The organism is Mycobacterium sp. pR1184 (genome assembly GCF_041287235.1).
GTDB lineage: Bacteria > Actinomycetota > Actinomycetes > Mycobacteriales > Mycobacteriaceae > Mycobacterium.
The window spans coordinates 318,315-339,154 of the sequence record NZ_JBGGKR010000004.1; the positions used below are offsets into that span (position 1 = coordinate 318,315).

A 20,840-nucleotide genomic window follows, 5' to 3' on the forward strand; every position below is an offset into this window, starting at 1 on the left:
CTGCCCGGTCAGCCCAGGTTGCCGACACTTTCACGCGCGGGTTCAACCAGCGCACCGGTTTTCGCCAGAACCTCGATTTCGTCGGCGGTCAGCCCGATTTCTTTGAGGATCTCTTCGTTGTGCTCGCCCTGCCGTGCGGGTACCTGAGTGGTTGCGGTGCCGTCATGGCCGTTGAAGTGCCAGGGCGGCGCGGGGATGGTGATGCTGCCGCCGTGGCGGTCGGGGACTTCGCGCGTGACGCCCCAACCCTTGGCCCACTCGGTTCGGCTGAATTCGGCGATGTCACGCAGTTGACCCGTCGCGATTTTGGCCTCGTCGAACTGTGCGTCCAGGGAGTCCATCGAATCAAAGGTGTAGATCCAGGTCTGCACGATTGCGTGCAGCGCCTCGAGGTTCTGGCGGCGTAGCTCGGGCGTGCGGAACCTCGGGTCCTCGGCAAGATCGGCACGCCGCATCGCGTGCAGATAGAACGGGAAGCTCATGCTTCCGACCAGGCTCATCGGCGAAACGAACTGGTGGCCTTCGGGACTGGTGAAGAATGCGCAGTCGGTGGCGCCGAGGATCGGCGTCTCCTCGCCCAGGTCATCATCCGAAAGGTCGTAGTGCACCCGCTCGTTGAGCGATGTCAGCACCGCCGCCATGGCCACGTCGACGTATCGCCCCACACCGGTCACTCGCCGCTGCTGCAAGGCCGCCAACACCGCGATCGCGGCATGCAAACCGGCGTAGATGTCGCCATGGGACAGCGAGTCCGACCGGCGATCCGATTCGTCAACTCCGAACTGCCGCAACGTGTTCTGAGTGAAGCCGACCTCGGCTTGCACGGTGGGTGCATACGCCATACGCGTTCGCCATGGCCCCGTCTGGCCGTATCCGCTGATCGAGGCATAGACAACCGCGGGATTGCGCACCGCCACCGACTCATAGTCCAGGCCGAACGAGGCGAGCGCACCGGGACGGAAATTCTCGACGATGACGTCGGCGGTATCGCACAGCTGCAGCACCGCGGCGCGGGCCTCGGGCACGTTCAGATCGATGCTCAGGTTACGTTTGCCCGCATTCTGTTGGGCGTAGTAGCCGCTGATCTCGTCCTGGCGCGGAAACGCGAAGCGACTGATATCACCGCGGGGCGGTTCGATTTTGATCACTTCGGCGCCGAGGTCGAGCAGATGCTTGGTGCAGTGCGGACCGGCCAGCACCCGGGTGAAATCGATGACCCGCACGCCTTCGAGTGGGAGCGACATGGTTACCGTCCCTCGAACCGTGCGGCGCCAGGGCCTTCAGCGGCCAGGGAAGCCAGGCCGACCTTCAAGTCCTCCGATTTCCAGATCCCCTTCTGCAATTCCTGCATCGCCTCGTCGGTCGCTGATACCCCATGCGAAACAGCATGCGAGACAATCGCTTTGGTGGACGCGTGCGCGACAGTCGGCCCGTTGGCAAGCTCATGAGCAAGTACGCTGCTAACCGACGCAAGTTGTTCGTCGGGCACAACGCGGTTGATAATGTTCCATCGTTCCAGCGTGCGAGCGTCGTAGCGGCGACCGAGCAGGGCCATCTCCTTGGCACGCGCGGCGCCGGCGCGCTCGGTGACGCGTTGGATGCCGCCCATCAACGGGTTCAGCCCGATCGACGCCTCGATGTTGCCGATCTTGGCCGACTCACTGGCGACGATCAGATCGCAAGCTAGTGCCAGTTCCAGCCCGCCACCGAGGCATACGCCGTGCACGGCGGCGACGATCGGAACCGGTAACGCGTCGAACGCCCGCAGCAGGTCGATGACGGGCAGGTCGGGAGTCTGCCCGCTGCCGGCGCTGTCGAACAACGTGACGTCGGCACCGGCGCAGAAATTGCGCAAGCTGCTACGTAACAGCACGGCACGGGCCCCCTGCTCGGCCGCCCAGCGGATTCCGTCGAGCAACGCGTCGAACAACGCGGTACCCAAGAAGTTGTGCGGGGCGTGCTGCATGGTCAGCACGGCAACGTGGCCATCCATCTCACGAGCCACCGGCGATGAGTCCCGGTCCGGGGCGTGCACCGGCGATATCGCGCCGGCCGGTTGATCCAGGGTCTGTTCGGTCACGGAAGTCGCCCTTCTTACTATATCGGTCGTCATACGTAGTATGATACCTAGGCTAAAACTGCTTGTGGTAGATCGTCAAGAACTATGTATGATGGGCGACATGCCAAAGAGAAGCGACAGCAAGGACCGGATGATCGCGGCGGCCCGCAGGCTGTTCCGCGAGCACGGGTACTTCGGCACCGCGCTGTCCGACGTTGTCGCCGAGAGCTCGGCACCGCGGGGCTCGCTGTACTTCCACTTTCCCGGCGGCAAGGAAGAACTCGCCACCGAGGTAACGCTGGTGCATTCCGCCGACGCCATCGCCCATGTCAACCGAGCCGCAGGCACCACCAGCACCGCCGCCGAACTGATCGCGGCGTTCATCGGCCGCCCCCGCGACGAACTCGTGGCCAGTGACTACCGCGAGGGCTGCGCCGTCGCCCCCATCGTCATCGAATCCATCCCGGCCTCGGCGCAACTCGGCGACACGGCCCGGCGTGGCTTCGGCGACCTGATCGCCACCCTGGCCGCGCGGCTGACCGAAAAGGGCATTCCCGCAAGCCGTGCCGGGCAGCTGGCCCTCAATGCCGTCACCGCAATGGAAGGTGCGCTCATCGTCGGCAGGGCGCTGCGCAGCCCCGAGCCGTTCGACGCCGCGATCGCCGAACTCACCACCAGTGCCGAGGCCGCAGAAGGGGCACCGGTCCGATGACGACAACAACAGCGGATGAGTTGCGCGCCAACCTGGTTGGCGCCTGGACCCTGGTGTCGTACCAAAGCAGCGCGCTGGACGGGTCCGACGTGACGTACCCGCTGGGCGTCGACGCCCGCGGCGTCATCATGTACACCCCGGACGGCTACATGTCAGCCCAGCTGATGCGCGCTGACCGCACGCCCTTCGACCGCGACGATCCGCACAACGCGCACGACGACGAACTCGCCGCGGCGGCCGGTGGATATATGAGCTATGCCGGCCCGTTCTCCGTTGTCGACGACGGCTTGATCGCTCATCATGTCGAAGTCAGCTTGTTGCCCAACTGGATCGGCGGAATCCAATACCGCAAGGCCCACTTACAGGACTCCTACCTGGAACTCGGCCCGCCCGAGCCGCTCGTACTCAACGGCGTACCCCGTAGGGCCAAGTTGGTGTGGCGCCGCAGCTGACGCCAGAACTACCGATGAGCTGGGTCCCGGTACTACAGTCTGGGCAGGATCCCAGACCAAGGAGGCCGCGACGAACCCGCAGGATCCGTTCGGACACAATCCCTTTAGCCCGGAATCCCTGACCTACGATCCGCTGGGCCGCGTCCCGTACGGCCCGCCGCCGGTCGGACCGCCGGTCTTCTCACCGGCGCCCCCGCCACCGCGGCCTGTCAACACCTTCGCGACGTTATCGCTGGTGTTCGCGTTCGTGTTCGCCCCCGTCGGAGCGCTTCTCGGGCATCTCGGTCTCGCGCAGATCCGCCGCACCGGTGAGCTCGGACGTGAACGTGCGCTCGTTGGCTTGTCCCTGTCGTATGCGTTCATCACGCTGACCGTCGTCGCGCTGATCGGGTGGGCTGGGTTGTCCGCGCTGTCGGTCTCGCACCCCCAACAGACCGCGGCACCGGCTATCACGGCCACCCCGGGCACCACCTCCGAGCCACCGCCGGCACCCAAGGTGGCACCGGATGACGTCATCAGGTTGCTGCCGAAGCTGGATGCCCTGAAAAGCCTTACCAACGACCAGAACCTGGAGGCCGGCCAAACCTGGGATCGGCCAAGTAAAAGCGATACCGACGCGACGATCGATCGTCCGCAGTGCTGGGGCGCCGTGATGCCCGGCGCCCCGGAGGCCTACGACCTCAAGACCATGCAGCGGTACCGCGCGGAGGCGTTCGCCGATACGCAAACACTGTTGAAGTCGATCCAGGTGATCCAGGCGGTCATGGCGTTTCGCGATTCGCCGACCGCGCAAACACAGGGCACGAAGCTGATCGACGGCTGGCGCGACTGCGGCGGGGCACCGGTGACGCTGACCGCCCGCGGCGGGCCGACCTACACGTTGTCGCTGAGCCCGCCCGCCGATGCCGGCAACGGCATCACCACGATGGATCTGGCCCCCAAGGGTCTGAAGGTGCGATTCGTTCGGGCGGCGGCGGCCAAAGCCAACGTTGTGGTCGACCTGTATGTCGTCAGCCTCGGCACCACCGATGCCAGCGCCCCTCGCCAAACGGCCGTGAGCATCGTCAACTACATCCTCAACAAGATCCCCGACTGACCGGCACATGTGCTCGCCCGGCCCAGTACGGTGAGCACATGAAATATCTCGACGTCGACGGAGTGGGGCGGGTCAGCCGGATCGGGCTGGGCACCTGGCAATTCGGCTCGCGCGAGTGGGGTTACGGCGACGAGTACGCCACCGGCGCCGCCCGCGACATCGTGCAGCGCTCGCTGGCGATGGGGGTGACGCTGTTCGATACCGCCGAGGTCTACGGGCTGGGCAAGAGCGAGCGGATTCTCGGCGAGGCGCTCGGCGACAAACGGGCGGAGGTCGCGGTGGCCAGCAAGATCATGCCGGTCGCACCGTTCCCGGCGGTGATCAAGCAGCGCGAGCGTGCCAGTGCGCGGCGCCTGCAACTGGACCGCATCCCGCTTTACCAGATTCACCAGTCCAACCCCGTCGTCCCCGACTCGGTGATCATGCCCGGCATGCGCGACCTCATCGACAGCGGTGACATCGGCGCGGCCGGCGTCTCGAACTACTCGCTGGAGCGCTGGCAAAAGGCCGATGCCGCGCTGGGCCGTCCGGTCATCAGCAATCAAGTCCACTTCTCGCTCGCTTTCCCGAAAGCACTCAAGAAGCTGGTGCCGTTCGCCGAACGAGAGAACCGCGTCGTGATCGCCTACAGCCCACTCGAACAGGGGCTGCTGGGCGGCAAGTACAGCGTCGACAACCGTCCCGGCGGCGTCCGTGCGATCAACTCACTGTTCGGTACCGAAAATCTGCGGCGCCTCGAGCCATTGCTGCAGTTGTTGCGCGACGTCGCGAAGGAGGTCGACGCCAAGCCGGCTCAGGTCGCGCTGGCCTGGCTGATCAGCTACCCGGGCGTGGTGGCCATTCCGGGCGCATCCAGCGTCGAGCAGCTCGAGTTCAACGTGGCCGCGGGCGACATCGAGCTGCCCGTGGCGTCTCGCGACGCGCTGACCGAGGCGGCCCTGGCATTCCGGCCGGTGTCGCCGGTTCGCTTCGTCACCGACCTGGTGCGGGAGAAGCTCGGTCGTTGAGCTAAGACTGGTTGGCCTCGGCGAAAGCGGCGGGGCTCGACGGCGCGCCACGGGCGACGACCAGCGGCATCGACGTCGACGAATTGGTGCGAAGGATGGTGTGGACCACCTCGATCAGGTCCTCGACCGGCATCAACTTGCCCGGCATGCAACCGCGCGAGACCCAGAGCGGGTAGGCCTGCATGGTCAGGTCCATATCCCAGCCGGCGTTCATCCCGGTCGCCGCCTCACCCTCGCCGCCGGCGCACTCCCCCACGATCAGGTTGGTGAAGCCGACGTCGGGGTGTTCGGATCGCCACGCCTCGACGAGTCGTTCCAGCGCCGCCTTGCTGACGCCGTAGGCGCCGAGCCCAGGCCACGGCGGACCATACGGGCCTGCGTCGGAGGACAGATACACCACCTTGCCCGCCGACTCGGTCAGGTGGGTCATCGCCGCCGCGGTCACCAGCGACGCACCGACCACGTTGGTGTCGAAAATCCGGCGCCACGTCTGCGCGTCGGTGTCGACCATGCGGACCAGTGGGCTGATAGCCGGGGTGTACACGATGTTGTCAATGCCGCCGAAAGCGTCGGCGACCTCACCGATGGCCGACCGGCACGAGGCCTGGTCGGTGATGTCGCACTCGACGGCGATCGCCCCCGACCCGGCCTCCTTCGCGGCGGTCTCGAGGCGCTCACGCCTACGGGCCAGCAACGCGACCTGATCGCCCCGTTGGGCAAGCCCGATTCCGATACAGCGCCCCAGACCGCTCGACGCGCCAACCACCACTGTCCGTGACATATTTGCCCTCTCCTGTAACGCAAGACGCTGTCGCGAAAAACCCACCGGATGCCATCGGCTGCGCGGCGATAGCTCGCTGCTTAACTCTGCTGAACCGTGTTTCTGGCGCCCAGCTTGGCCTTGTACATGGCCGCGTCTGCGCGGGAGGTGACCGCATCGACGGACTCGCCGGGAAAAGCAATTGTGGCGCCGATACTGAGGGTCGCGGAGAACGCCTTGCCGGACGCGTGGATGGGTTCGGCTGCGCGAGAACGAATTTTCTCGGCGATCCGGGTGAGCTCGTCGATGTTGCGAACACCGGGCAGCAGGACGAGGATCTCGTCACCTCCTGTCCGGCCGACGGTGTCGCCCCGGCGAACGCTCTTCTGGATTCGTGTTGCCAGAGTGGCGAGCACGACGTCGCCGACGCCATGCCCCCAGGTGTCGTTGATTTCTTTGAAATGGTCGACGTCGCAGTAGAGGACCCCCACGCTGATTCCGGCGTGTTGTGATTCCTCCAGTGCGGCGGCGAGTCGGCCCATGGCTTCGGCCCGGTTCGCCAGACCGGTTAGCGGGTCGAATCGGGCCAGGCGTTCCAGCCTCTGCTCGGCCTCGACCTGCTCGTCGATGATGCGCATCGCGGCGATCAGACCGTCGGTGTTGCCCTCCGCGTCGACGTACGGTTTTCCGTGGCCCTCGACCCAGTGGAAAACGCCGTCGGTGGCGTGCAGGCGGAACCGTTGCAGGACGGATTCGCCGGCCGCGACCCTGCTGAGCGCGGCACGGACGGCCTCGATGTCGTGTGGATGGATATAGCGGTCCAGACCTGGGCCGGTCCAGGCTTGCGGCGGCAGGCCCAACGCGGCCTCGACGGACGGTGAGACCCACGCAACCTCGCTGCCGCGCAGGTGTACGACGATGTCCACCGCATTGTCGGCGAGGATGCGATAGCGCATCTCGGCCTCGGCGCGTTCCTTACTCGCCAACTCCTTCTCTATCAGCAGTTTCTGCTCGCGCTGGATGAAGTAGAAGGTGATGGCCCCGACGATCGCGGTGCCCAGCAGAATCGAGAAGGTCCATACCGTCTGCTCACCGAACCTGAGCCACCGAAAGAGCGGCCGCGCCACCGCGACCACGACCGGAAAGCCGGCGAGGATCGCCGCCAGCCGCAGCAGTGACGCCTTGTCGGGCCGGGCGAGCAGCCAGGCGACCGGGAACCGGTCGGGGCGCGCCAGCACGATCGCGGCGTCGAGCAGCAGCAAAGCGAGGGCGGTCATCAGCGCCTGGCCGGTCGTGGGCGAGGTGCCTACCAGCGCCAGGGCGTCGAACAGGTAAGCCCCGACGGTGACGAACGGGATCACCCCACCGGCGGCGAGCAACGCGGGCCAGACCACCGGCGGTGTGCCACCTACCCGCATCAGCCCGGCGGCGGTCGCCAGGAGCAGGGACGACGTCGCGGTCTGTGGGCTCGGCCGGCCCGGCCAGGTCCATCCTGACGCGCGCACCGCGTCGCCGAACCACAGCTCGTCCAGGCCGGCCAACCCATGAGTCCCGTACTCCACCAGCGTGATGAGGGCTAACACTCCCACCAGCAGGGCCAAGGCTCGCCCGGCAAACACCCGGCCCCACGATGGATCACCCGACTGCGCCCAGATCGCCACCCCCAGCGCCACCAGCCACAACCCGGTCCACGGCATCATCTGCGGCCAGTTCGGATGGATGCGGGTCAACCGGTCGACACCGGCCGCCCATCCGGTCCATGACAGCGCCGCGATGACGAACACCACCGATAACGCGACCCGGCGGCACCAAGTCACGTCGTTCAGGCATGCGTCGGGATCCGATCTCTGCACGAGTGCCCCTTCCCATGCGGCGCCGCAATCGCCATTGTGCACGGGAAAGCCATGCGCGTGTCTGGGGCTTAAGGTCACATATCATCGGCCGAAAGTCCCCGATGACGCGCCCTTTCGCGGGGTCGCGGGTACGTTCAGCCGCCGTCGGGCAACACCTGCAGCACTACCGAGCTGTGGGCGTCCACGGTCAGCGTGCCGCCCCCGGGAACCTCGTCGGCGGGTGTGGTCTCCTCCGGTCCGGTGAACACCACCACCTGCCAAGATGCGCCGAATTCCTTTGGCGGGAGGGTGAACTCGAGCGGCTCGTAGTGGGCGTTGAAACACAGCAGGAACGAATCGTCGACCACCCGCTGCCCGCGCGCATCGCGGTCGGGAATGCCGTGTCCATTGAGAAATACCGCGACGGATTTCGCGAAGCTCGCACCCCAGTCCTCGTCGGTCATCTCGTCGCCGTCGGGGGCGAACCAGGCAATGTCGGGCAGCCCGTCCTGGCCGCGGCGGCCGACCGGCTTGCCGGAGAAGAATCGCCGCCGGCGAAACACCGGATGTTGCGCTCGCAGCGCCGAAACGGTGCGAGTGAACTCCAGCAGACCGGTGTCGGCATTGTCCCAGTCGACCCAGGTGAGCTCGCTGTCCTGGCAGTAGCCGTTGTTGTTGCCGTTCTGCGTGCGTCCCAGTTCGTCGCCATGGCAGAGCATCGGGACGCCCTGCGACAGCAGCAGCGTGGTGAGGAAGTTGCGCTGCTGACGGGCGCGCAGTTCGTTGACGGCGGCGTCGTCGGTCTGGCCTTCGGCGCCGCAGTTCCACGAACGGTTGTGGCTCTCGCCGTCGTTGTTGTCTTCGCCGTTGGCCTCGTTGTGCTTCTCGTTGTAGGAGACCAGATCGCGCAGGGTGAACCCGTCGTGGGCGATGACGAAGTTGATCGACGCCACCGGCCGGCGCCCGGTGTGCTCGTAAAGGTCCGCCGATCCGGACAGCCGGTAGGCGAACTCGTCGAGCGTGGCGGGCTCGCCGCGCCAGAAGTCGCGGACGGTGTCGCGGTATTTTCCGTTCCATTCCGTCCACTGCGGCGGGAAGCCACCCACCTGGTAGCCACCGGGTCCGACGTCCCATGGTTCGGCGATCAGTTTGACCTGGCTGACGGTCGGATCCTGTTGCACGAGTTCGAAAAACGTCGCAAGTTTGTCCACGTCGTAGAACTCGCGGGCCAAGGTCGACGCCAGGTCGAACCGGAAGCCGTCGACGTGCATCTCGGTCACCCAGTAACGCAGCGAGTCCATGATCAGTTGCAGCGAGTGCGGATGCCCGACGTTGAGACTGTTCCCCGTGCCCGTGTAGTCCATGTAGTACTGCTTGTCGTCGTCGACCAGCCGGTAGTACGCCTGGTTGTCGATACCGCGCATCGACAACGTCGGCCCCAGGTGGTTGCCCTCGGCGGTGTGGTTGTAGACGACGTCGAGGATCACCTCGATACCGGCCTCATGCAGGGCGCGCACCATCGCCTTGAACTCCTGCACCTGACCACCCGGCGACACCGAGCTGGTGTATTTGAAATCGGGTGCAAAGAAACCAATCGTGTTGTAGCCCCAGTAATTCGACAGTCCGCGTTCGACCAGTGTGGAGTCGTTGGCGAAGTGGTGCACCGGCATCAGCTCGATAGCGGTGACCCCCAGGCTCTTGAGATGGTCGATGATCACCGGGTGCGCGATGGCGCCGTACGTTCCGCGGATCTGCTCGGGGATGTCCGGATGGGTCTGCGTCAGGCCCTTGACGTGTGCCTCGTAGATGACGGTGTCGGCGTATTCGTGAGACGGCGGACGGTCGTTGCCCCAGTCGAAGTACGGGTTGATCACCACGGACTTGGGCATGCTCGCCGCGGAGTCGTCGTCATTGCGGCTGTCCGGATCGCCGAAGTTATAGCTGAACAGCGACTGGTTCCAGTCGAACGTCCCGTCGATGGCCTTCGCGTACGGGTCCAGCAGCAGCTTGTTGGGGTTGCAGCGCAACCCCTCGGCGGGCTCATAGGGGCCATAGACGCGGTAGCCGTAGCGCTGGCCCGGCTCGATGGCCGGGATGTAGCCGTGCCAGACGTAGTAGTCGACCTCGGGCAGGGTTACTCGCGTCTCGGCGCCGTCGGCGTCGAACAAGCACAACTCCACGCGCTCAGCCACTTCACTGAACAGCGCGAAATTGGTACCGGCACCGTCGTACGTGGCGCCCAGCGGGTACGCCTTGCCCGGCCACAATTCACCGGTAGGGGTCGGAGCAGGCGCATCGGCTGTAGTCATGGCGCACTTGATACCCGAGACATACGGCGATCAAACAATTGTGCGAAACGCCATAGTGGACTTGCTATTTCGCGACTCGGGCAGTACGCCTCACGGCTTGAGCATGACCTTTACGGCTCCGTCTCGCTTTTTCTGAAAGATCTCGTAGCCGTGCGCGGCCTGGTCGAGCGGCAAGACGTGAGTGGCGAAGTCGTCGACGCCGAGCGGGTCGTCGTCGGTCAGCAGCGGCATGATGTCGTCGACCCATCTCTTCACGTTGGCCTGCCCCATGCGCAGAGTCACCTGTTTGTCGAAGAGCGTGAGCATCGGGAGCGGGTCGGCCATTCCGCCGTAGACGCCGATCAGCGAGATCGTCCCACCGCGGCGAACGATGTCGATGGCCGAATACAGCGCATTGAGCCGGTCCACACCGGCGGTCTGCAACAACCGCTTGGCGATCGCATCCGGTAGCACCGTGGTCGCCTGTTGGGCGAACTTAGCCGTCGGTGAGCCGTGCGCCTCCATGCCCACTGCGTCGATCACCGAATCGGCCCCACGCCCGTCGGTCAGGTCGCGGACCGCATCACCCAACGAAGCGTCGAGGTGCCCGATGTCGATGGTGTGAATGCCGCGCTTTGCGGCGCGGGCGAGGCGTTCGGCCACCAGGTCCACCGCGATGACGCGGTACCCGAGATGATCGGCGATGCGGGCGGCCATGTCACCGATCGGCCCCAACCCGAGCACCGCCACCGTGCCACCGTCCGGGATGTTGGCGTAGTCCACCGCTTGCCATGCGGTCGGTAACACATCCGAGAGATACACGAACCGCGAATCCGGCGGTCCGACAGGCACTTTGATGTGGGTGAATTGCGCCTGCGGAACGCGCAGCAGCTCGGCCTGCCCACCCGGCACTGAGCCGTAGAGCTCGGAGTAGCCGAAAAGCGCTGCGCCCATGCCCTGTTCGCGCACCTGGGTGGTTTCACACTGGGTGAAGAGTTCGTGGTGGCACATGTGGCAGCTGCCGCAGGAGATCTGGAACGGGATCACCACCCGATCACCTACCCGGAGGTCGCCGGTCTCCGGACCAATCTCGCGGACGATTCCCATCGGCTCGTGGCCGAGGATGTCACCCGGGTTCATGAACGCCCCGAGAATTTCGTACAGGTGCAGATCCGACCCGCAGATGTTGGTCGACGTCACCTCGATGATGGCGTCAGTGGACTGTTCGATTTTCGGGTCGGGCACCGACTCGACGCGCACGTCGCGCTTGCCCTGCCAGGTCACGGCTTTCATACCCGGCGGGCTACCCGCGTCGGGGTCGTCAAAACAACACACCGGTTTAGCCGCCGCTGGGCGGGTATCACGCCGTAGTGGCCGACGCCGGATTGATCATCGTGGGCAGCGGGCCGGCAGGGGTATCGGCGGCGGGATCGTTTCGCAAACACAACGCGGACCTACCGGTGCACATCCTCACCGCAGACGTCGACCTGCCCTACGCGCGCCCACCGCTGAGCAAGGAGTACCTGCGCGGTCAGACCGAGGACGTGGCACTGCACGATGCGCAATGGTTCGCCGAGCGCAAGATCGAACTCACCACGGGCGCCCGAGTCGACCGCCTGGACCTTGCTGCGCGCACGCTCTACGTCGGCGACCAGCGGCACACGTACGAGATCTTGGTCTTGGCATGCGGCGCGGCGCCGCAGGCCCCGTCGCTGCCCGGCGGCCAGCGCGCCCTGCTGTTGCGCTCACTGGCCGACGCGACCGCGCTGCGCCACGCCGCGGACACCGCCGACTCCGCCGTGGTGATCGGCTCCGGCTTCATCGGCTGCGAAGCGGCAGCTTCCCTGGCATTGCGCGGTGTCTCAGTGACTCTGGTTGCCCCAGAACCACTTCCGCAGGAGAAGCGGTTGGGCGGCCAGGCCGCCGAACGCCTGCGCGATCTGGTGACAGATGCCGGGGCCCGCCATGTCGGCGGGGTCGCTGTCGAAGAAATCACCGATGCAGGTGTCCGGCTGGACGATGGCGTCACAATCGACTGCGATCTCGTGCTCGCGGCGACCGGCGTCGCGCCGCAGAACCGTATCGCCGCCGAGGCGGGACTGCAGATTCGTGACTCCCGGATCGTCGTCGGCTCCGACATGGGCACCACGGCACCCGATGTCTATGCCGCGGGGGACGTCGCTTTGGCGCACCACGAGGTCGCGGGACGTCACCTGGCCGTCGAACACTGGCAAGACGCGAGCGACCAAGGCGCGATCGCGGGAGCCTGCGCAGCAGGATGGGCTACCAAATGGGTTGGTGTACCAGGGTTTTGGACTACAGTGGGCGATGCGACCCTGAAGTATCATGCCTGGGGTGACGGCTATGAACGAAGCCGGTTGCGCGAGCACCGCGACGGGTTCACCGTGTGGTACGAGTCAGGCGATGCGGTGGTCGGGGTGCTGACCCATAATGCCGACGACGACTACGACCTCGGCGAACGGCTCATCGCCGAGCGCCGTCCCGTACCCTTCCCCATCGAGCGCTAATGCCGATGGCGGCACTTGAGTGGATGTTCGCTTTCGATCAGCGACTCGGCCAGATCGATCAGCTTCCGGTTGGATTGCTGCGATAGCCGGGTCAGGAGGTCGAATGCCTCGATGGCATCGATGTTGAACCGCTCCATGATTACGCCTTTGGCCTGGCCGATCAGGTCCCGCGATGCCAGAGCGCTGCGAAACTGGTCTTTGCGCCGCATCATCGACCAGGCCAGCGCGACGTGGGTGGCGAAGACGCCGCCGAGCTCGATCGAGTCGTCGGGAAATGCATGTGGTTGCTCGGCATAGAAGTTCAGCGCCGCGGTCGTGCCGCCGTCGACGAACAGCTCGTAGGACAATACGGAGCGGATCGGAGTGTTCTGCAGAGCGAATTGTTGATAACGCGGCCAGCGTTCGTCGGCGCCGAGGTCCGCGACGTGCATGATGTGGTGCTCCCAAGCGGCCGCGACACACGGCCCTTCCCGGTAGCGCTGCTGCGCGGCGTCGAGATCGGCCGCATAGTGATGGGTGGCAACCACATTGGTAATCGCTTTGCCCGCGTCGACAAGGGTAATTCCCGCGTATTGGCAACCGGCGAGATGCGCCGTGCCGCGTTCGATGAGCTCTTGGAGCCCGTTCTCGGTAGCGGTGCTCTGGCGCTCGAGGCTGGCAACCAGCTCTGCCAATTCCGTGACGATCGTGGTGGTGTCGTCCGGCATGCCACCCCCCTCAAGGGAGCCGGGCCTCCCCTGCATCGCGCGGGGGGGGCGATCAAACTGTTGAGCGTGACCGTGGTGTTTGGCGCAAGCATAGCGCCTGGTTCTGTATCACCCGCGGGCCGCGGCTCCAAACCTTCTACGCTGGCGAATCGGAATCATCGGTCATGAAGCCAGATAACGAAAGTGGGGCCTGTTAGCGAAAGGTCCTGGTGACCCGGATCCAACGGCACCGGCGTTTAATCCCCTGTGCCGTCGGGCAATCGGCCAACGTGGATAGCAACAACGACGACATGCTGGACCAGTCCGAAAGCCTCGATTCCGACGAGGTGCGCAACGATGACGGTGACGAAGTCGTAGACCCACCGAACCGGTGGATCGATGCCGACGATCACGGGTCACTCGACGAGAAGCTCGCGGCGGAAACTCCGGACGATTCGGGGGACGGCCAGCCATCCCGGGACGCGCCCGAATCCGACGAGGTCGAGTTGGTCAGCGACGACGAGCTAGACCGCATCGACCCGGAGGCTCACGGTCGCGAACGCGGCCAGATCGACGGCACGCCGGAGGATGGCGACTCATTCTTCAACGTCGAGAGATGACCGCTAATCCTGTTGCACTGCCTAGCTTTCCGCTGCCTGCTGCACCCTCGGCCGGAATCCGTTTCACCCAGGCTACCCGGGCCTGCCGGCCCGACAATCACGCCACGTTCTCGCCGCCGGCGAGCAACGAGTACCCCCGCAGTACCCGGGATTGGAGCCAGCAGCGTCGGGTACCCGGTTAAACATGGATCAGTCGCAAGCCCCCTTGCTGGATGCCTTGGCCGACTATCACCGCAAAGACCGGTACGGCTTCACCCCGCCGGGACACCGCCAGGGAGCCGGGACCGACGAACGCGTGCTGGCCGTACTGGGCAAGGAGCCGTTCCGCGACGACATCCTCGCCACCGGCGGGCTCGACGACCGAAAAGCCAGCGGGAAGTTTCTGGCACGCGCGGAAGAGCTGATGGCCGACGCCGTCGGCGCTGACACCGCATTCTTCTCCACCTGCGGCAGCTCGCTGTCGGTGAAGGCCGCGATGATGGCGATCGCCGGCGGGGTGGATGGCGGGCTGCTGGTCCCGCGCGACAGCCACAAGTCCATCGTCGCGGGACTGATCTTCTCGGGCGTGCGGCCCAGATGGATCACCCCGCGCTGGGATAGCGAGTTGCACTTCTCTCATCCGCCCTCACCGGAGCAGGTGCAGTCGGCATGGGAGAAACACCCCGACGCCGCCGGGGCCCTGATCGTCAGCCCCAGCCCGTATGGCACCTGTGCTGACATCGCCGCCATCGCCGCCATCTGCCATCAACGGCACAAGCCCCTGATCGTCGACGAAGCGTGGGGCGCGCACCTTCCGTTCCACGAGGAACTGCCGACGTGGGCGATGGACGCCGGCGCGGACGTCTGCGTGGTCAGCGTCCACAAGATGGGAGCCGGGTTTGAGCAGGGTTCCGTCTTTCACCTGCAAGGCGACCTGGTCGATCCGGCCCTATTGTCGGCGTGCGCCGACCTGCTGATGACGACCAGCCCCAACGTGATGGTGTATGCGGCCCTGGACGGTTGGCGACGTCAGATGGTCGAGCGGGGACACGACCTGCTTTCAGCCGAACTCGAACTCGCCGGCTATCTGCGGGACCGCCTGGCGCAGATCCCGGACTTACATGTGCTCGGCGACGAGCTACTCGGCGCCGAAGCGTCCTGCGATCTCGACACCACACAGGTGTTGATGGACATCGCCGCGACCGGCACATCGGGATACCAGGCCGCGGACTGGCTCCGCGAAAACCGTCAAATCGACCTGGGCATGAGCGATCACCGTCGCGTCCTGGCCACCATGTCGTTCGCCGACGACAAGCGGACCGCGGACCGGCTCATTGCCGCGATGGACGAATGGCGGCAAGCGGCAACGGGTTTCGAGCGGCCGCCACCGATAAATCTGCCAGCGCCGGCGGAATTGCAGCTCGAGACCGCATGCCTGCCTCGCGACGCCTTCTTCGGGCCGACCGAGATGGTGCCTGCCGCCGAGGCCGCCGGCCGCATCGCGGCCGAGCAGATCACCCCGTATCCGCCCGGCATCCCCGCGGTCGTACCTGGGGAGCGTCTCGACGAGGCCGTGATCGAATACCTGCGTTCGGGCGTGGAGGCGGGCATGACGTTGCCCGACCCCACTGACCCCACCGCGCAACGATTCCGCGTGGTCGCCTAGGTCATCACTTCCCTTTGGATTTCGCGGCTTTCGCCGCCGAGCGCAAGGTGCGGTTGCTCAAGCGCAGATCTGTATTCGCCGCGGAGAGTTCCGCGTTGTCGTCTTCGAGGCTGAGGATGCGCGCGATGCCGGCCAGGTTGACTCCGGCGTCGACCAGCGCGCTGATGCGCCGCAGCCGTGCCAAGTCGTCGGCGCTGTAGCGCCGAGTCCCGCCATCGCTGCGAGAAGGCATCAGAAGGCCGTGGCGCTCGTAGAGGCGTAGCGACTGCACGGCAACGCCGGACAGTTCAGCCGCGACCGAGATGCCATATACGCCATGGTCGGGCGACGGTGTGCTGGTCTCGTCCGGGACCTCGGTCATCGGGCACCTCCTCGTTTACTCGCACAGAAAACCTGTTTATCACACTTGCACTGAACTTTCGACAGTGATATACAAAACCTATGCCAAATGGCACAGATAAGTCCAACACCATGGCAACAGATTGGAGTGTGAGATGGCTGCAATGCTGATGCGTACCGACCCCTTCCGGGACCTGGACCGTTTCGCCCAGCAAGTGCTGGGCACGGCCGCCCGCCCCGCGGTGATGCCAATGGACGCTTGGCGCGAGGGCGAGGAATTCGTCGTCGAGTTCGACTTGCCGGGAATCGACGCCGATTCGCTGGACATCGACATCGAGCGGAACGTGGTGACCGTGCGGGCCGAACGTCCGGCCCTCGATCCCAACCGGGAGATGCTCGCCACCGAGCGGCCACGCGGCGTGTTCAGCAGACAGCTGGTGCTCGGCGACAACCTCGACACCGACAAGATCGAGGCGTCCTATACCGAGGGCGTGCTGCGCTTGCGCATCCCGGTGGCCGAGAGAGCCAAGCCACGCAAGATCAGCATCGGCCGCGGCGAGGGACGCCAGGCCATCGACCAACGGGAGGTCATCAACGCCTAATCGGCTGGTGTGGCGGGGCGGCGGCCGACTTCCGCGACCGGCGCCGCACCCGCCACCGGCGCCGACCCCTATGTCATGATTTGACTCGCCCTCGGCGTTGAACAACCAGCGCCATACATATCGACGCCGTGGCCTCGCGAATTCTTGCATCTTCCCTGCCCCCTCCGGGAGTGGGCCGTGCACGCGCGTGGCGGCGGTCGGTCGTGTCGGTGATCTGAACCCGAGGAGACGAAGTCCGCCATGAATTGGGACCTCAACGGCCAATCGGCCGACGTCGAACAAGCCCTGGCCGGCGGTGCGCCGCATCGAGCAGGCTGGTTTCGGTTCTACTTCTCCGACCAGCGCTGGGAGTGGTCCGAACAGGTACAGCGGTTGCACGGGTATGAACCCGGCAGCGTGACCCCGACCACCGAGTTGGTGCTGTCCCACAAACACCCGGGCGATCGCGGCCAGGTCGCGGCCACCATCGATCAGATCCTCAACACCCACCAGGCGTTCAGCACCCGCCACCGGATCATCGACACCAGCGGACAGGTCCACCAGGTCGTGGTCGTCGGTGACCAGCTGCGCGATGCCCAGGGCGATGTCATCGGAACCCACGGGTTCTACGTCGACGTCTCTGCACCGCCGGACCAGGAACGTGAGGACCTCGTCACCGCGAAGCTGGCCGAGATCGCCGAACAACGCGCCGGCATCGAGCAGGCCAAAGGAATGTTGATGCTGGTCTACGGCATCGCCGAGGGTCCGGCCTTCGACTTGCTCAAGTGGCTTTCCCAGGAGGCCAACATCAAGCTGCGGCTGCTCGCCGAACAGATCTGCGAAGACTTCCGCACCCTCGGTCCCGACGTCAGCTCGCAGTCTGACTTCGACCACTTACTGCTGACCGCGCACCAGCGCGTCGACCCGGCAATTCGATAGGGGCCGCAAAGGACACCCAGCGATTTGCTGGCCGCGCTATGACTTCTTGCTCGGAATGACGATGATAACGATCAGGGTAAGGATCGAGAAGAAAAGCCCGAGAAGTCCCCATCCCAGCGGATTACGGCCCTTCATGGCGGCGATAAGGCCGCAAACTATTGCGGCGATCACGCTGCCGATCGCGACGAATATCCCCTTGATCCCGCGCAGAATGAGCCCTGCCGCAAGCGGATCCGAACTAGCCAGAATTACCGAGTGCAACATGTCGAGGTCCTTTCCTCGTGAGAAGTCATTTGGGAATACCCTCACAAGGATCGCCTAAACAGCAATTACGCGCCGGACTATCCTGGTGATCGCAGAAACGGCGATCGTTTAACCGTTTGCCACGGACGGCATGCGCTTAGAACGCATCGGAGAAATCAGCGGTGATCCAGCGATCCGGGCGTACGGTGAACAACACGCTTTCCTCGTTCTCCATGCTGCTGACGAACGCGCGCCCGCCCTCCTCGCCGAGGTAGCGGATCGCGATCTCCTCGCGGGCGGGCAAGGGGGCCGGCTTGGTGGTGTCAACCACGGTGCCCTCGACAACCACGTATTGATAGGGCAATTCCTCGCGTTGGACGACAAGTGTCACCACTCCGGCCCGCTCGATGAGCTTGGCCTTACGAGACGACGCTCCGGTGTTGATCCGGATGTTTCCGCCCGGGGTGTAGTCGTACCAAATGGGAACGCTGGACGGTGGGCGGCCGTCGTCGGCGGCGACGGACAACACGCCAACATGCTTGGCTTCGAGAAATTCCTGACGTTCGCTTTCGCTGAATGAGCCCATGGCCGGGTGAACGCGCAACCCGAGCGAGGCTATTCCCCGCGACGTCGGGTCAGTTCGCGAACAAAGCCGGGATCTTCGCCACCAGCTCGTAGACGCCGTAGGCGAATGGCACTCCGACCCACAACCAGCTGGCAAGACCCAGCAGCTTGCCGCGCGGTGACGTCGCGGCGACCGATCGGCTGGTGGTCATTGTGTGGCCTCTCCGGAAATCGCGCTCTCCGGCTGTCGCGTATCGACCGCCGACACGATGAAACTCGGGGGGCGCGGCGTACGAATCAGCTCGTTGCACACCACGCCGATCAGCAACAGGATCACCATGATCGTGAACGACCATCGGTATCGCTCGGGGCCCACCACATGGGCGGCGATGCGATTGTCGGCAATCGCGTTGACAATCACCGGTCCGAGCACGCCCGCGGTCGACCACGCGGTCAGCAGCCGGCCGTGGATCGCCCCGACTTCGAGATAACCGAACAGGTCGCGGAGATAGGCCGGCGCCGTCGCGAACCCCGCGCCGTAGAAGGACAGCAGCAGGATGCAGATCACCAGGAACAGCGGCTTGCTCGCATTTTGCGCGACGATCAAGACTGCGTAGAGGATCGCCCCGACTCCGAGATAGAGCCGATACATGTTCTTGCGGCCCACCGTATCCGAAGCCGTGGACCAGAGTATGCGCCCGGCCGAGTTGGCCAGCGACAACATCGCGACGAAACCCGCCGCGGCCGCGGTCAACGCCGCGGGTGAGGCCGCATGCGGAAAGTAGTCCCGGTAAATCGGTGCTGCCCGTTCCAGGATGCCGATGCCGGCAGTGACGTTGAAGCACAACACAATCCACAGTAGCCAGAACTGTGGCGTCTTGATCGCCTCATTGGCGGTGCGGTCGGGCCCCGCGGCATGCGGGATCTTCGACGCGGCCACCCTGACGATCGGCGGTTCCCATTGGTGCGGCGGCACGCGGACCAGCAGGACTCCGACCGCCATGAAGACCGCATAAACCAGGCCCATGACCAAGAACGTCGCCGCCAGCCCGTGGCGGTCGGTCCCGAACCACTTCATCAATTGCGACGACCATGGCGAGGCGATCAGCGCACCGCCGCCAAACCCCATGATGGCGAATCCGGTCGCCATGCCCGGCCGGTCGGGAAACCACTTCATCAACGTGGAAACCGGTGCGATGTAACCGATCCCGAGCCCGATCCCGCCGATGACTCCGTAGCCGAGGATGATCAGCCACATCTGGCCGATGTCGGCCGCCACCGCCGAAACGAGTAAACCGCCGCAAAAGCAGACGGTCGCCACGAACATCGCCCAGCGGGGGCCGCGCCGTTCCACCGCCGTGCCGAAGACGGCTGCCGACACGCCTAGCATGACGATGCCCAGCGTGAATGGCATGGCACTCAAAAGGCCAGACGCCCTCAGCGTGTCGTGCAGTGGAAGCTTGAACACGCTCCAGGAGTAAACGCTGCCGATCGCTAGATGTATCGAGAGCGCGGCGGGCGGGACGAGCCACCTACTCCATCCTGGGCTGGCCACGATCCGATCGCGCGACAGCACTCCAGCAGACTCCATCGTCCTCTTTTCACAGCGGGGACCACGCGCATCGCAACGTCCGGCGATTTCCTGTCGGTTGCCGATTGCTAAGCAAGACAGAAACATCCGGCAGCATCTTGATGAAGCGTCGCGGAGGTCCTACCGATCAATTTCGGCAAGTCCACCCGATGCTAGCGACCGAGGTCACAGTTGGACGTCGTGGAACTGTGATGAAAACGGGGGTAGTCAACGAAGGCTAGCGAGTTGCCCGCCCCATCAAGAGCGGATGGACAATCCGCGGCATTCCGCGCCAGACGGAACTTTCTGCCGTGACAGCAAATCCACACGCACGCATCAGCTCCCCCGTCGGGCGATTGCAACAGCACCCGCCGGCGAAGGCACGCCATGGGCGGAACAGGTAGTCCTGCCACGCCGCAAGCAACCGTGAATTCGCCCGCACATGTTCGACGAACAGCAACTGCCCACCCGGGCGCAACACGCGGGCGATCTCGCGCAAGGCAAGTTCAGGATTCGCGACGGTGCACAGGACAAGGGTCGAGACAACGGTATCCACCGACTCGTCGGTCAGCGGTAGGCACTCAGCTGGTGCGTTGACGATCCGCGCCGGACGGGCATGCCGATGCAAGCGGCGCGCGAGCTTTGCGCGCATGGCCGGCTCGGGCTCCATGAGCACGAGATCCTCGATGTCGTCGGGATAGTGCGCGACGTTCAGTCCCGTTCCCGCACCGATCTCGACGACGCGACCACGCGCGGCACTCACCAGCGTGCGCCGCCGGCGGCGCATCCCCGCCAGCTCGCCGAGCCACACGAACGGGTCGTACACCAACGCCATGATTCGCAGCCAGGCCGCGGACGGCGGGCGCACTTCCAGTTCGGTAGCGGTCTGTGTCATGGCGCATAACGTAGAAGCCGCCAC

Annotated in this window: 22 protein-coding genes; 9 read left to right on the top strand and 13 right to left on the bottom strand. The window is 65.1% G+C overall.

All coding sequences use genetic code 11. The features are described 5' to 3' along the window. Positions 1-8 precede the first annotated feature (8 nt). Both ACAG21_RS09775 and ACAG21_RS09780 read right to left on the bottom strand, forming a co-directional pair. Positions 9-1,244, bottom strand: coding sequence for a CaiB/BaiF CoA transferase family protein (locus ACAG21_RS09775; RefSeq protein WP_370495803.1), 1,236 nt, complete (start codon positions 1,242-1,244; stop codon positions 9-11). Positions 1,245-1,246: 2 nt separating this feature from the next. Next, on the bottom strand, positions 1,247-2,080 hold the full coding sequence (locus ACAG21_RS09780; protein ID WP_370495804.1) for an enoyl-CoA hydratase/isomerase family protein: 834 nt from the start codon (positions 2,078-2,080) through the stop codon (positions 1,247-1,249). A 100-nt stretch (positions 2,081-2,180) separates the two neighbouring features. Between ACAG21_RS09780 and ACAG21_RS09785 the strand changes: the two genes are divergently transcribed. Genes ACAG21_RS09785 through ACAG21_RS09800 form a run of 4 tightly spaced genes read left to right on the top strand, consistent with a single transcriptional unit; the run spans position 2,181 to position 5,326 of the window. Next, the gene (locus ACAG21_RS09785) at positions 2,181-2,771 is read left to right on the top strand and encodes a TetR/AcrR family transcriptional regulator (RefSeq protein WP_370495805.1); all 591 of its coding nucleotides are present in this window, start codon (positions 2,181-2,183) and stop codon (positions 2,769-2,771) included. Continuing rightward, positions 2,768-3,223: a lipocalin-like domain-containing protein gene (locus tag ACAG21_RS09790; protein WP_370495806.1), complete on the top strand. Its 456-nt coding sequence runs from the start codon at positions 2,768-2,770 to the stop codon at positions 3,221-3,223. The genes ACAG21_RS09785 and ACAG21_RS09790 overlap by 4 nt, the downstream gene beginning before the upstream one ends. A gap of 19 nt (positions 3,224-3,242) precedes the next feature. Then, positions 3,243-4,319, top strand: coding sequence for a sensor domain-containing protein (locus tag ACAG21_RS09795; protein WP_370495914.1), 1,077 nt, complete (start codon positions 3,243-3,245; stop codon positions 4,317-4,319). Between the two features lie 38 nt (positions 4,320-4,357). Continuing rightward, complete coding sequence (locus tag ACAG21_RS09800; protein ID WP_370495807.1) at positions 4,358-5,326, top strand: aldo/keto reductase; 969 nt, start codon at positions 4,358-4,360, stop codon at positions 5,324-5,326. 1 nt (position 5,327) lies between these two features. Here ACAG21_RS09800 and ACAG21_RS09805 read toward each other — a convergent pair whose 3' ends face one another. From ACAG21_RS09805 to ACAG21_RS09820, 4 genes are all read right to left on the bottom strand, one after another. Further along, positions 5,328-6,095, bottom strand: coding sequence for an SDR family oxidoreductase (locus ACAG21_RS09805; protein WP_370495915.1), 768 nt, complete (start codon positions 6,093-6,095; stop codon positions 5,328-5,330). Between the two features lie 92 nt (positions 6,096-6,187). Further along, positions 6,188-7,939, bottom strand: coding sequence for a diguanylate cyclase domain-containing protein (locus ACAG21_RS09810; RefSeq protein WP_370495808.1), 1,752 nt, complete (start codon positions 7,937-7,939; stop codon positions 6,188-6,190). 134 nt (positions 7,940-8,073) lie between these two features. Next, positions 8,074-10,227, bottom strand: coding sequence for a glycogen debranching protein GlgX (gene glgX, locus ACAG21_RS09815; RefSeq protein WP_370495809.1), 2,154 nt, complete (start codon positions 10,225-10,227; stop codon positions 8,074-8,076). 90 nt (positions 10,228-10,317) lie between these two features. Further along, positions 10,318-11,499 (bottom strand): zinc-dependent alcohol dehydrogenase, encoded by a 1,182-nt coding sequence (locus tag ACAG21_RS09820; protein WP_370495810.1) that lies wholly within the window; start codon positions 11,497-11,499, stop codon positions 10,318-10,320. Between the two features lie 77 nt (positions 11,500-11,576). Here ACAG21_RS09820 and ACAG21_RS09825 point away from each other — a divergent pair, with 77 nt between their 5' ends. After that, positions 11,577-12,734, top strand: coding sequence for an NAD(P)/FAD-dependent oxidoreductase (locus ACAG21_RS09825; protein ID WP_370495811.1), 1,158 nt, complete (start codon positions 11,577-11,579; stop codon positions 12,732-12,734). On the opposite strand, the gene ACAG21_RS09830 is transcribed toward ACAG21_RS09825, so the two are convergent. Beyond that, complete coding sequence (locus ACAG21_RS09830) at positions 12,731-13,441, bottom strand: GAF and ANTAR domain-containing protein (protein ID WP_370495812.1); 711 nt, start codon at positions 13,439-13,441, stop codon at positions 12,731-12,733. The genes ACAG21_RS09825 and ACAG21_RS09830 overlap by 4 nt on opposite strands. A gap of 290 nt (positions 13,442-13,731) precedes the next feature. On the opposite strand from ACAG21_RS09830, the gene ACAG21_RS09835 reads away from it, so the two are divergent. Together ACAG21_RS09835 and ACAG21_RS09840 are read left to right on the top strand one after the other, a co-directional pair. Beyond that, on the top strand, positions 13,732-14,040 hold the full coding sequence (locus ACAG21_RS09835; protein ID WP_370495916.1) for a hypothetical protein: 309 nt from the start codon (positions 13,732-13,734) through the stop codon (positions 14,038-14,040). 184 nt (positions 14,041-14,224) lie between these two features. Continuing rightward, the gene (locus tag ACAG21_RS09840; protein ID WP_370495813.1) at positions 14,225-15,685 is read left to right on the top strand and encodes an aminotransferase class I/II-fold pyridoxal phosphate-dependent enzyme; all 1,461 of its coding nucleotides are present in this window, start codon (positions 14,225-14,227) and stop codon (positions 15,683-15,685) included. Between the two features lie 4 nt (positions 15,686-15,689). Here the strand turns inward: ACAG21_RS09840 and ACAG21_RS09845 are convergent, their stop codons facing one another. Then, positions 15,690-16,046 (bottom strand): helix-turn-helix transcriptional regulator, encoded by a 357-nt coding sequence (locus ACAG21_RS09845; RefSeq protein ID WP_370495814.1) that lies wholly within the window; start codon positions 16,044-16,046, stop codon positions 15,690-15,692. A gap of 142 nt (positions 16,047-16,188) precedes the next feature. On the opposite strand from ACAG21_RS09845, the gene ACAG21_RS09850 reads away from it, so the two are divergent. Next, positions 16,189-16,626 carry an Hsp20/alpha crystallin family protein gene (locus tag ACAG21_RS09850; protein WP_370495917.1) on the top strand — a complete coding sequence of 146 codons (438 nt, stop codon included), beginning with the start codon at positions 16,189-16,191 and terminating at the stop codon, positions 16,624-16,626. A 240-nt stretch (positions 16,627-16,866) separates the two neighbouring features. Further along, entirely contained in the window at positions 16,867-17,544 is a 678-nt protein-coding gene (locus ACAG21_RS09855) for a PAS and ANTAR domain-containing protein (RefSeq protein WP_370495815.1), read from the top strand. A gap of 36 nt (positions 17,545-17,580) precedes the next feature. On the opposite strand, the gene ACAG21_RS09860 is transcribed toward ACAG21_RS09855, so the two are convergent. The 5 genes from ACAG21_RS09860 to ACAG21_RS09880 all read right to left on the bottom strand — a co-directional run bounded on the left by ACAG21_RS09860 (position 17,581) and on the right by ACAG21_RS09880 (position 20,816). Then, a complete protein-coding gene (locus ACAG21_RS09860) occupies positions 17,581-17,808 on the bottom strand; it encodes a deoxyribodipyrimidine photolyase (protein ID WP_342929250.1) in 228 nt (75 codons plus the stop codon). Positions 17,809-17,944: 136 nt separating this feature from the next. Further along, positions 17,945-18,373: a pyridoxamine 5'-phosphate oxidase family protein gene (locus ACAG21_RS09865; RefSeq protein ID WP_370495918.1), complete on the bottom strand. Its 429-nt coding sequence runs from the start codon at positions 18,371-18,373 to the stop codon at positions 17,945-17,947. A 49-nt stretch (positions 18,374-18,422) separates the two neighbouring features. After that, positions 18,423-18,563, bottom strand: a complete 141-nt coding sequence (locus ACAG21_RS09870; RefSeq protein WP_370495816.1) for a hypothetical protein — start codon at positions 18,561-18,563, stop codon at positions 18,423-18,425. After that, positions 18,560-19,942 carry an OFA family MFS transporter gene (locus tag ACAG21_RS09875; RefSeq protein ID WP_370495818.1) on the bottom strand — a complete coding sequence of 461 codons (1,383 nt, stop codon included), beginning with the start codon at positions 19,940-19,942 and terminating at the stop codon, positions 18,560-18,562. Before ACAG21_RS09875 ends, ACAG21_RS09870 begins: the two co-directional genes overlap by 4 nt. 217 nt (positions 19,943-20,159) lie before the next feature. Then, positions 20,160-20,816: a class I SAM-dependent methyltransferase gene (locus tag ACAG21_RS09880; RefSeq protein ID WP_370495820.1), complete on the bottom strand. Its 657-nt coding sequence runs from the start codon at positions 20,814-20,816 to the stop codon at positions 20,160-20,162. Between the last annotated feature and the right edge of the window lie 24 nt (positions 20,817-20,840).

What these genes read in the sequence shown, in the direction of transcription:
- ACAG21_RS09850 (WP_370495917.1), top strand. Translation starts at nt 16,189, where the DNA reads ATGCTGATGCGTACCGACCCCTTCCGGGACCTGGACCGTTTCGCCCAG.
- ACAG21_RS09865 (WP_370495918.1), bottom strand. Translation starts at nt 18,373, where the DNA reads ATGGGCTCATTCAGCGAAAGCGAACGTCAGGAATTTCTCGAAGCCAAG.
- ACAG21_RS09840 (WP_370495813.1), top strand. Translation starts at nt 14,225, where the DNA reads ATGGATCAGTCGCAAGCCCCCTTGCTGGATGCCTTGGCCGACTATCAC.
- ACAG21_RS09785 (WP_370495805.1), top strand. Translation starts at nt 2,181, where the DNA reads ATGCCAAAGAGAAGCGACAGCAAGGACCGGATGATCGCGGCGGCCCGC.
- ACAG21_RS09875 (WP_370495818.1), bottom strand. Translation starts at nt 19,942, where the DNA reads ATGGAGTCTGCTGGAGTGCTGTCGCGCGATCGGATCGTGGCCAGCCCA.
- ACAG21_RS09800 (WP_370495807.1), top strand. Translation starts at nt 4,358, where the DNA reads ATGAAATATCTCGACGTCGACGGAGTGGGGCGGGTCAGCCGGATCGGG.
- ACAG21_RS09855 (WP_370495815.1), top strand. Translation starts at nt 16,867, where the DNA reads ATGAATTGGGACCTCAACGGCCAATCGGCCGACGTCGAACAAGCCCTG.
- ACAG21_RS09870 (WP_370495816.1), bottom strand. Translation starts at nt 18,563, where the DNA reads ATGACCACCAGCCGATCGGTCGCCGCGACGTCACCGCGCGGCAAGCTG.
- ACAG21_RS09880 (WP_370495820.1), bottom strand. Translation starts at nt 20,816, where the DNA reads ATGACACAGACCGCTACCGAACTGGAAGTGCGCCCGCCGTCCGCGGCC.
- glgX (WP_370495809.1), bottom strand. Translation starts at nt 10,227, where the DNA reads ATGACTACAGCCGATGCGCCTGCTCCGACCCCTACCGGTGAATTGTGG.
- ACAG21_RS09830 (WP_370495812.1), bottom strand. Translation starts at nt 13,441, where the DNA reads ATGCCGGACGACACCACCACGATCGTCACGGAATTGGCAGAGCTGGTT.
- ACAG21_RS09775 (WP_370495803.1), bottom strand. Translation starts at nt 1,244, where the DNA reads ATGTCGCTCCCACTCGAAGGCGTGCGGGTCATCGATTTCACCCGGGTG.
- ACAG21_RS09820 (WP_370495810.1), bottom strand. Translation starts at nt 11,499, where the DNA reads ATGAAAGCCGTGACCTGGCAGGGCAAGCGCGACGTGCGCGTCGAGTCG.
- ACAG21_RS09835 (WP_370495916.1), top strand. Translation starts at nt 13,732, where the DNA reads ATGCTGGACCAGTCCGAAAGCCTCGATTCCGACGAGGTGCGCAACGAT.
- ACAG21_RS09790 (WP_370495806.1), top strand. Translation starts at nt 2,768, where the DNA reads ATGACGACAACAACAGCGGATGAGTTGCGCGCCAACCTGGTTGGCGCC.
- ACAG21_RS09860 (WP_342929250.1), bottom strand. Translation starts at nt 17,808, where the DNA reads ATGTTGCACTCGGTAATTCTGGCTAGTTCGGATCCGCTTGCGGCAGGG.
- ACAG21_RS09845 (WP_370495814.1), bottom strand. Translation starts at nt 16,046, where the DNA reads ATGACCGAGGTCCCGGACGAGACCAGCACACCGTCGCCCGACCATGGC.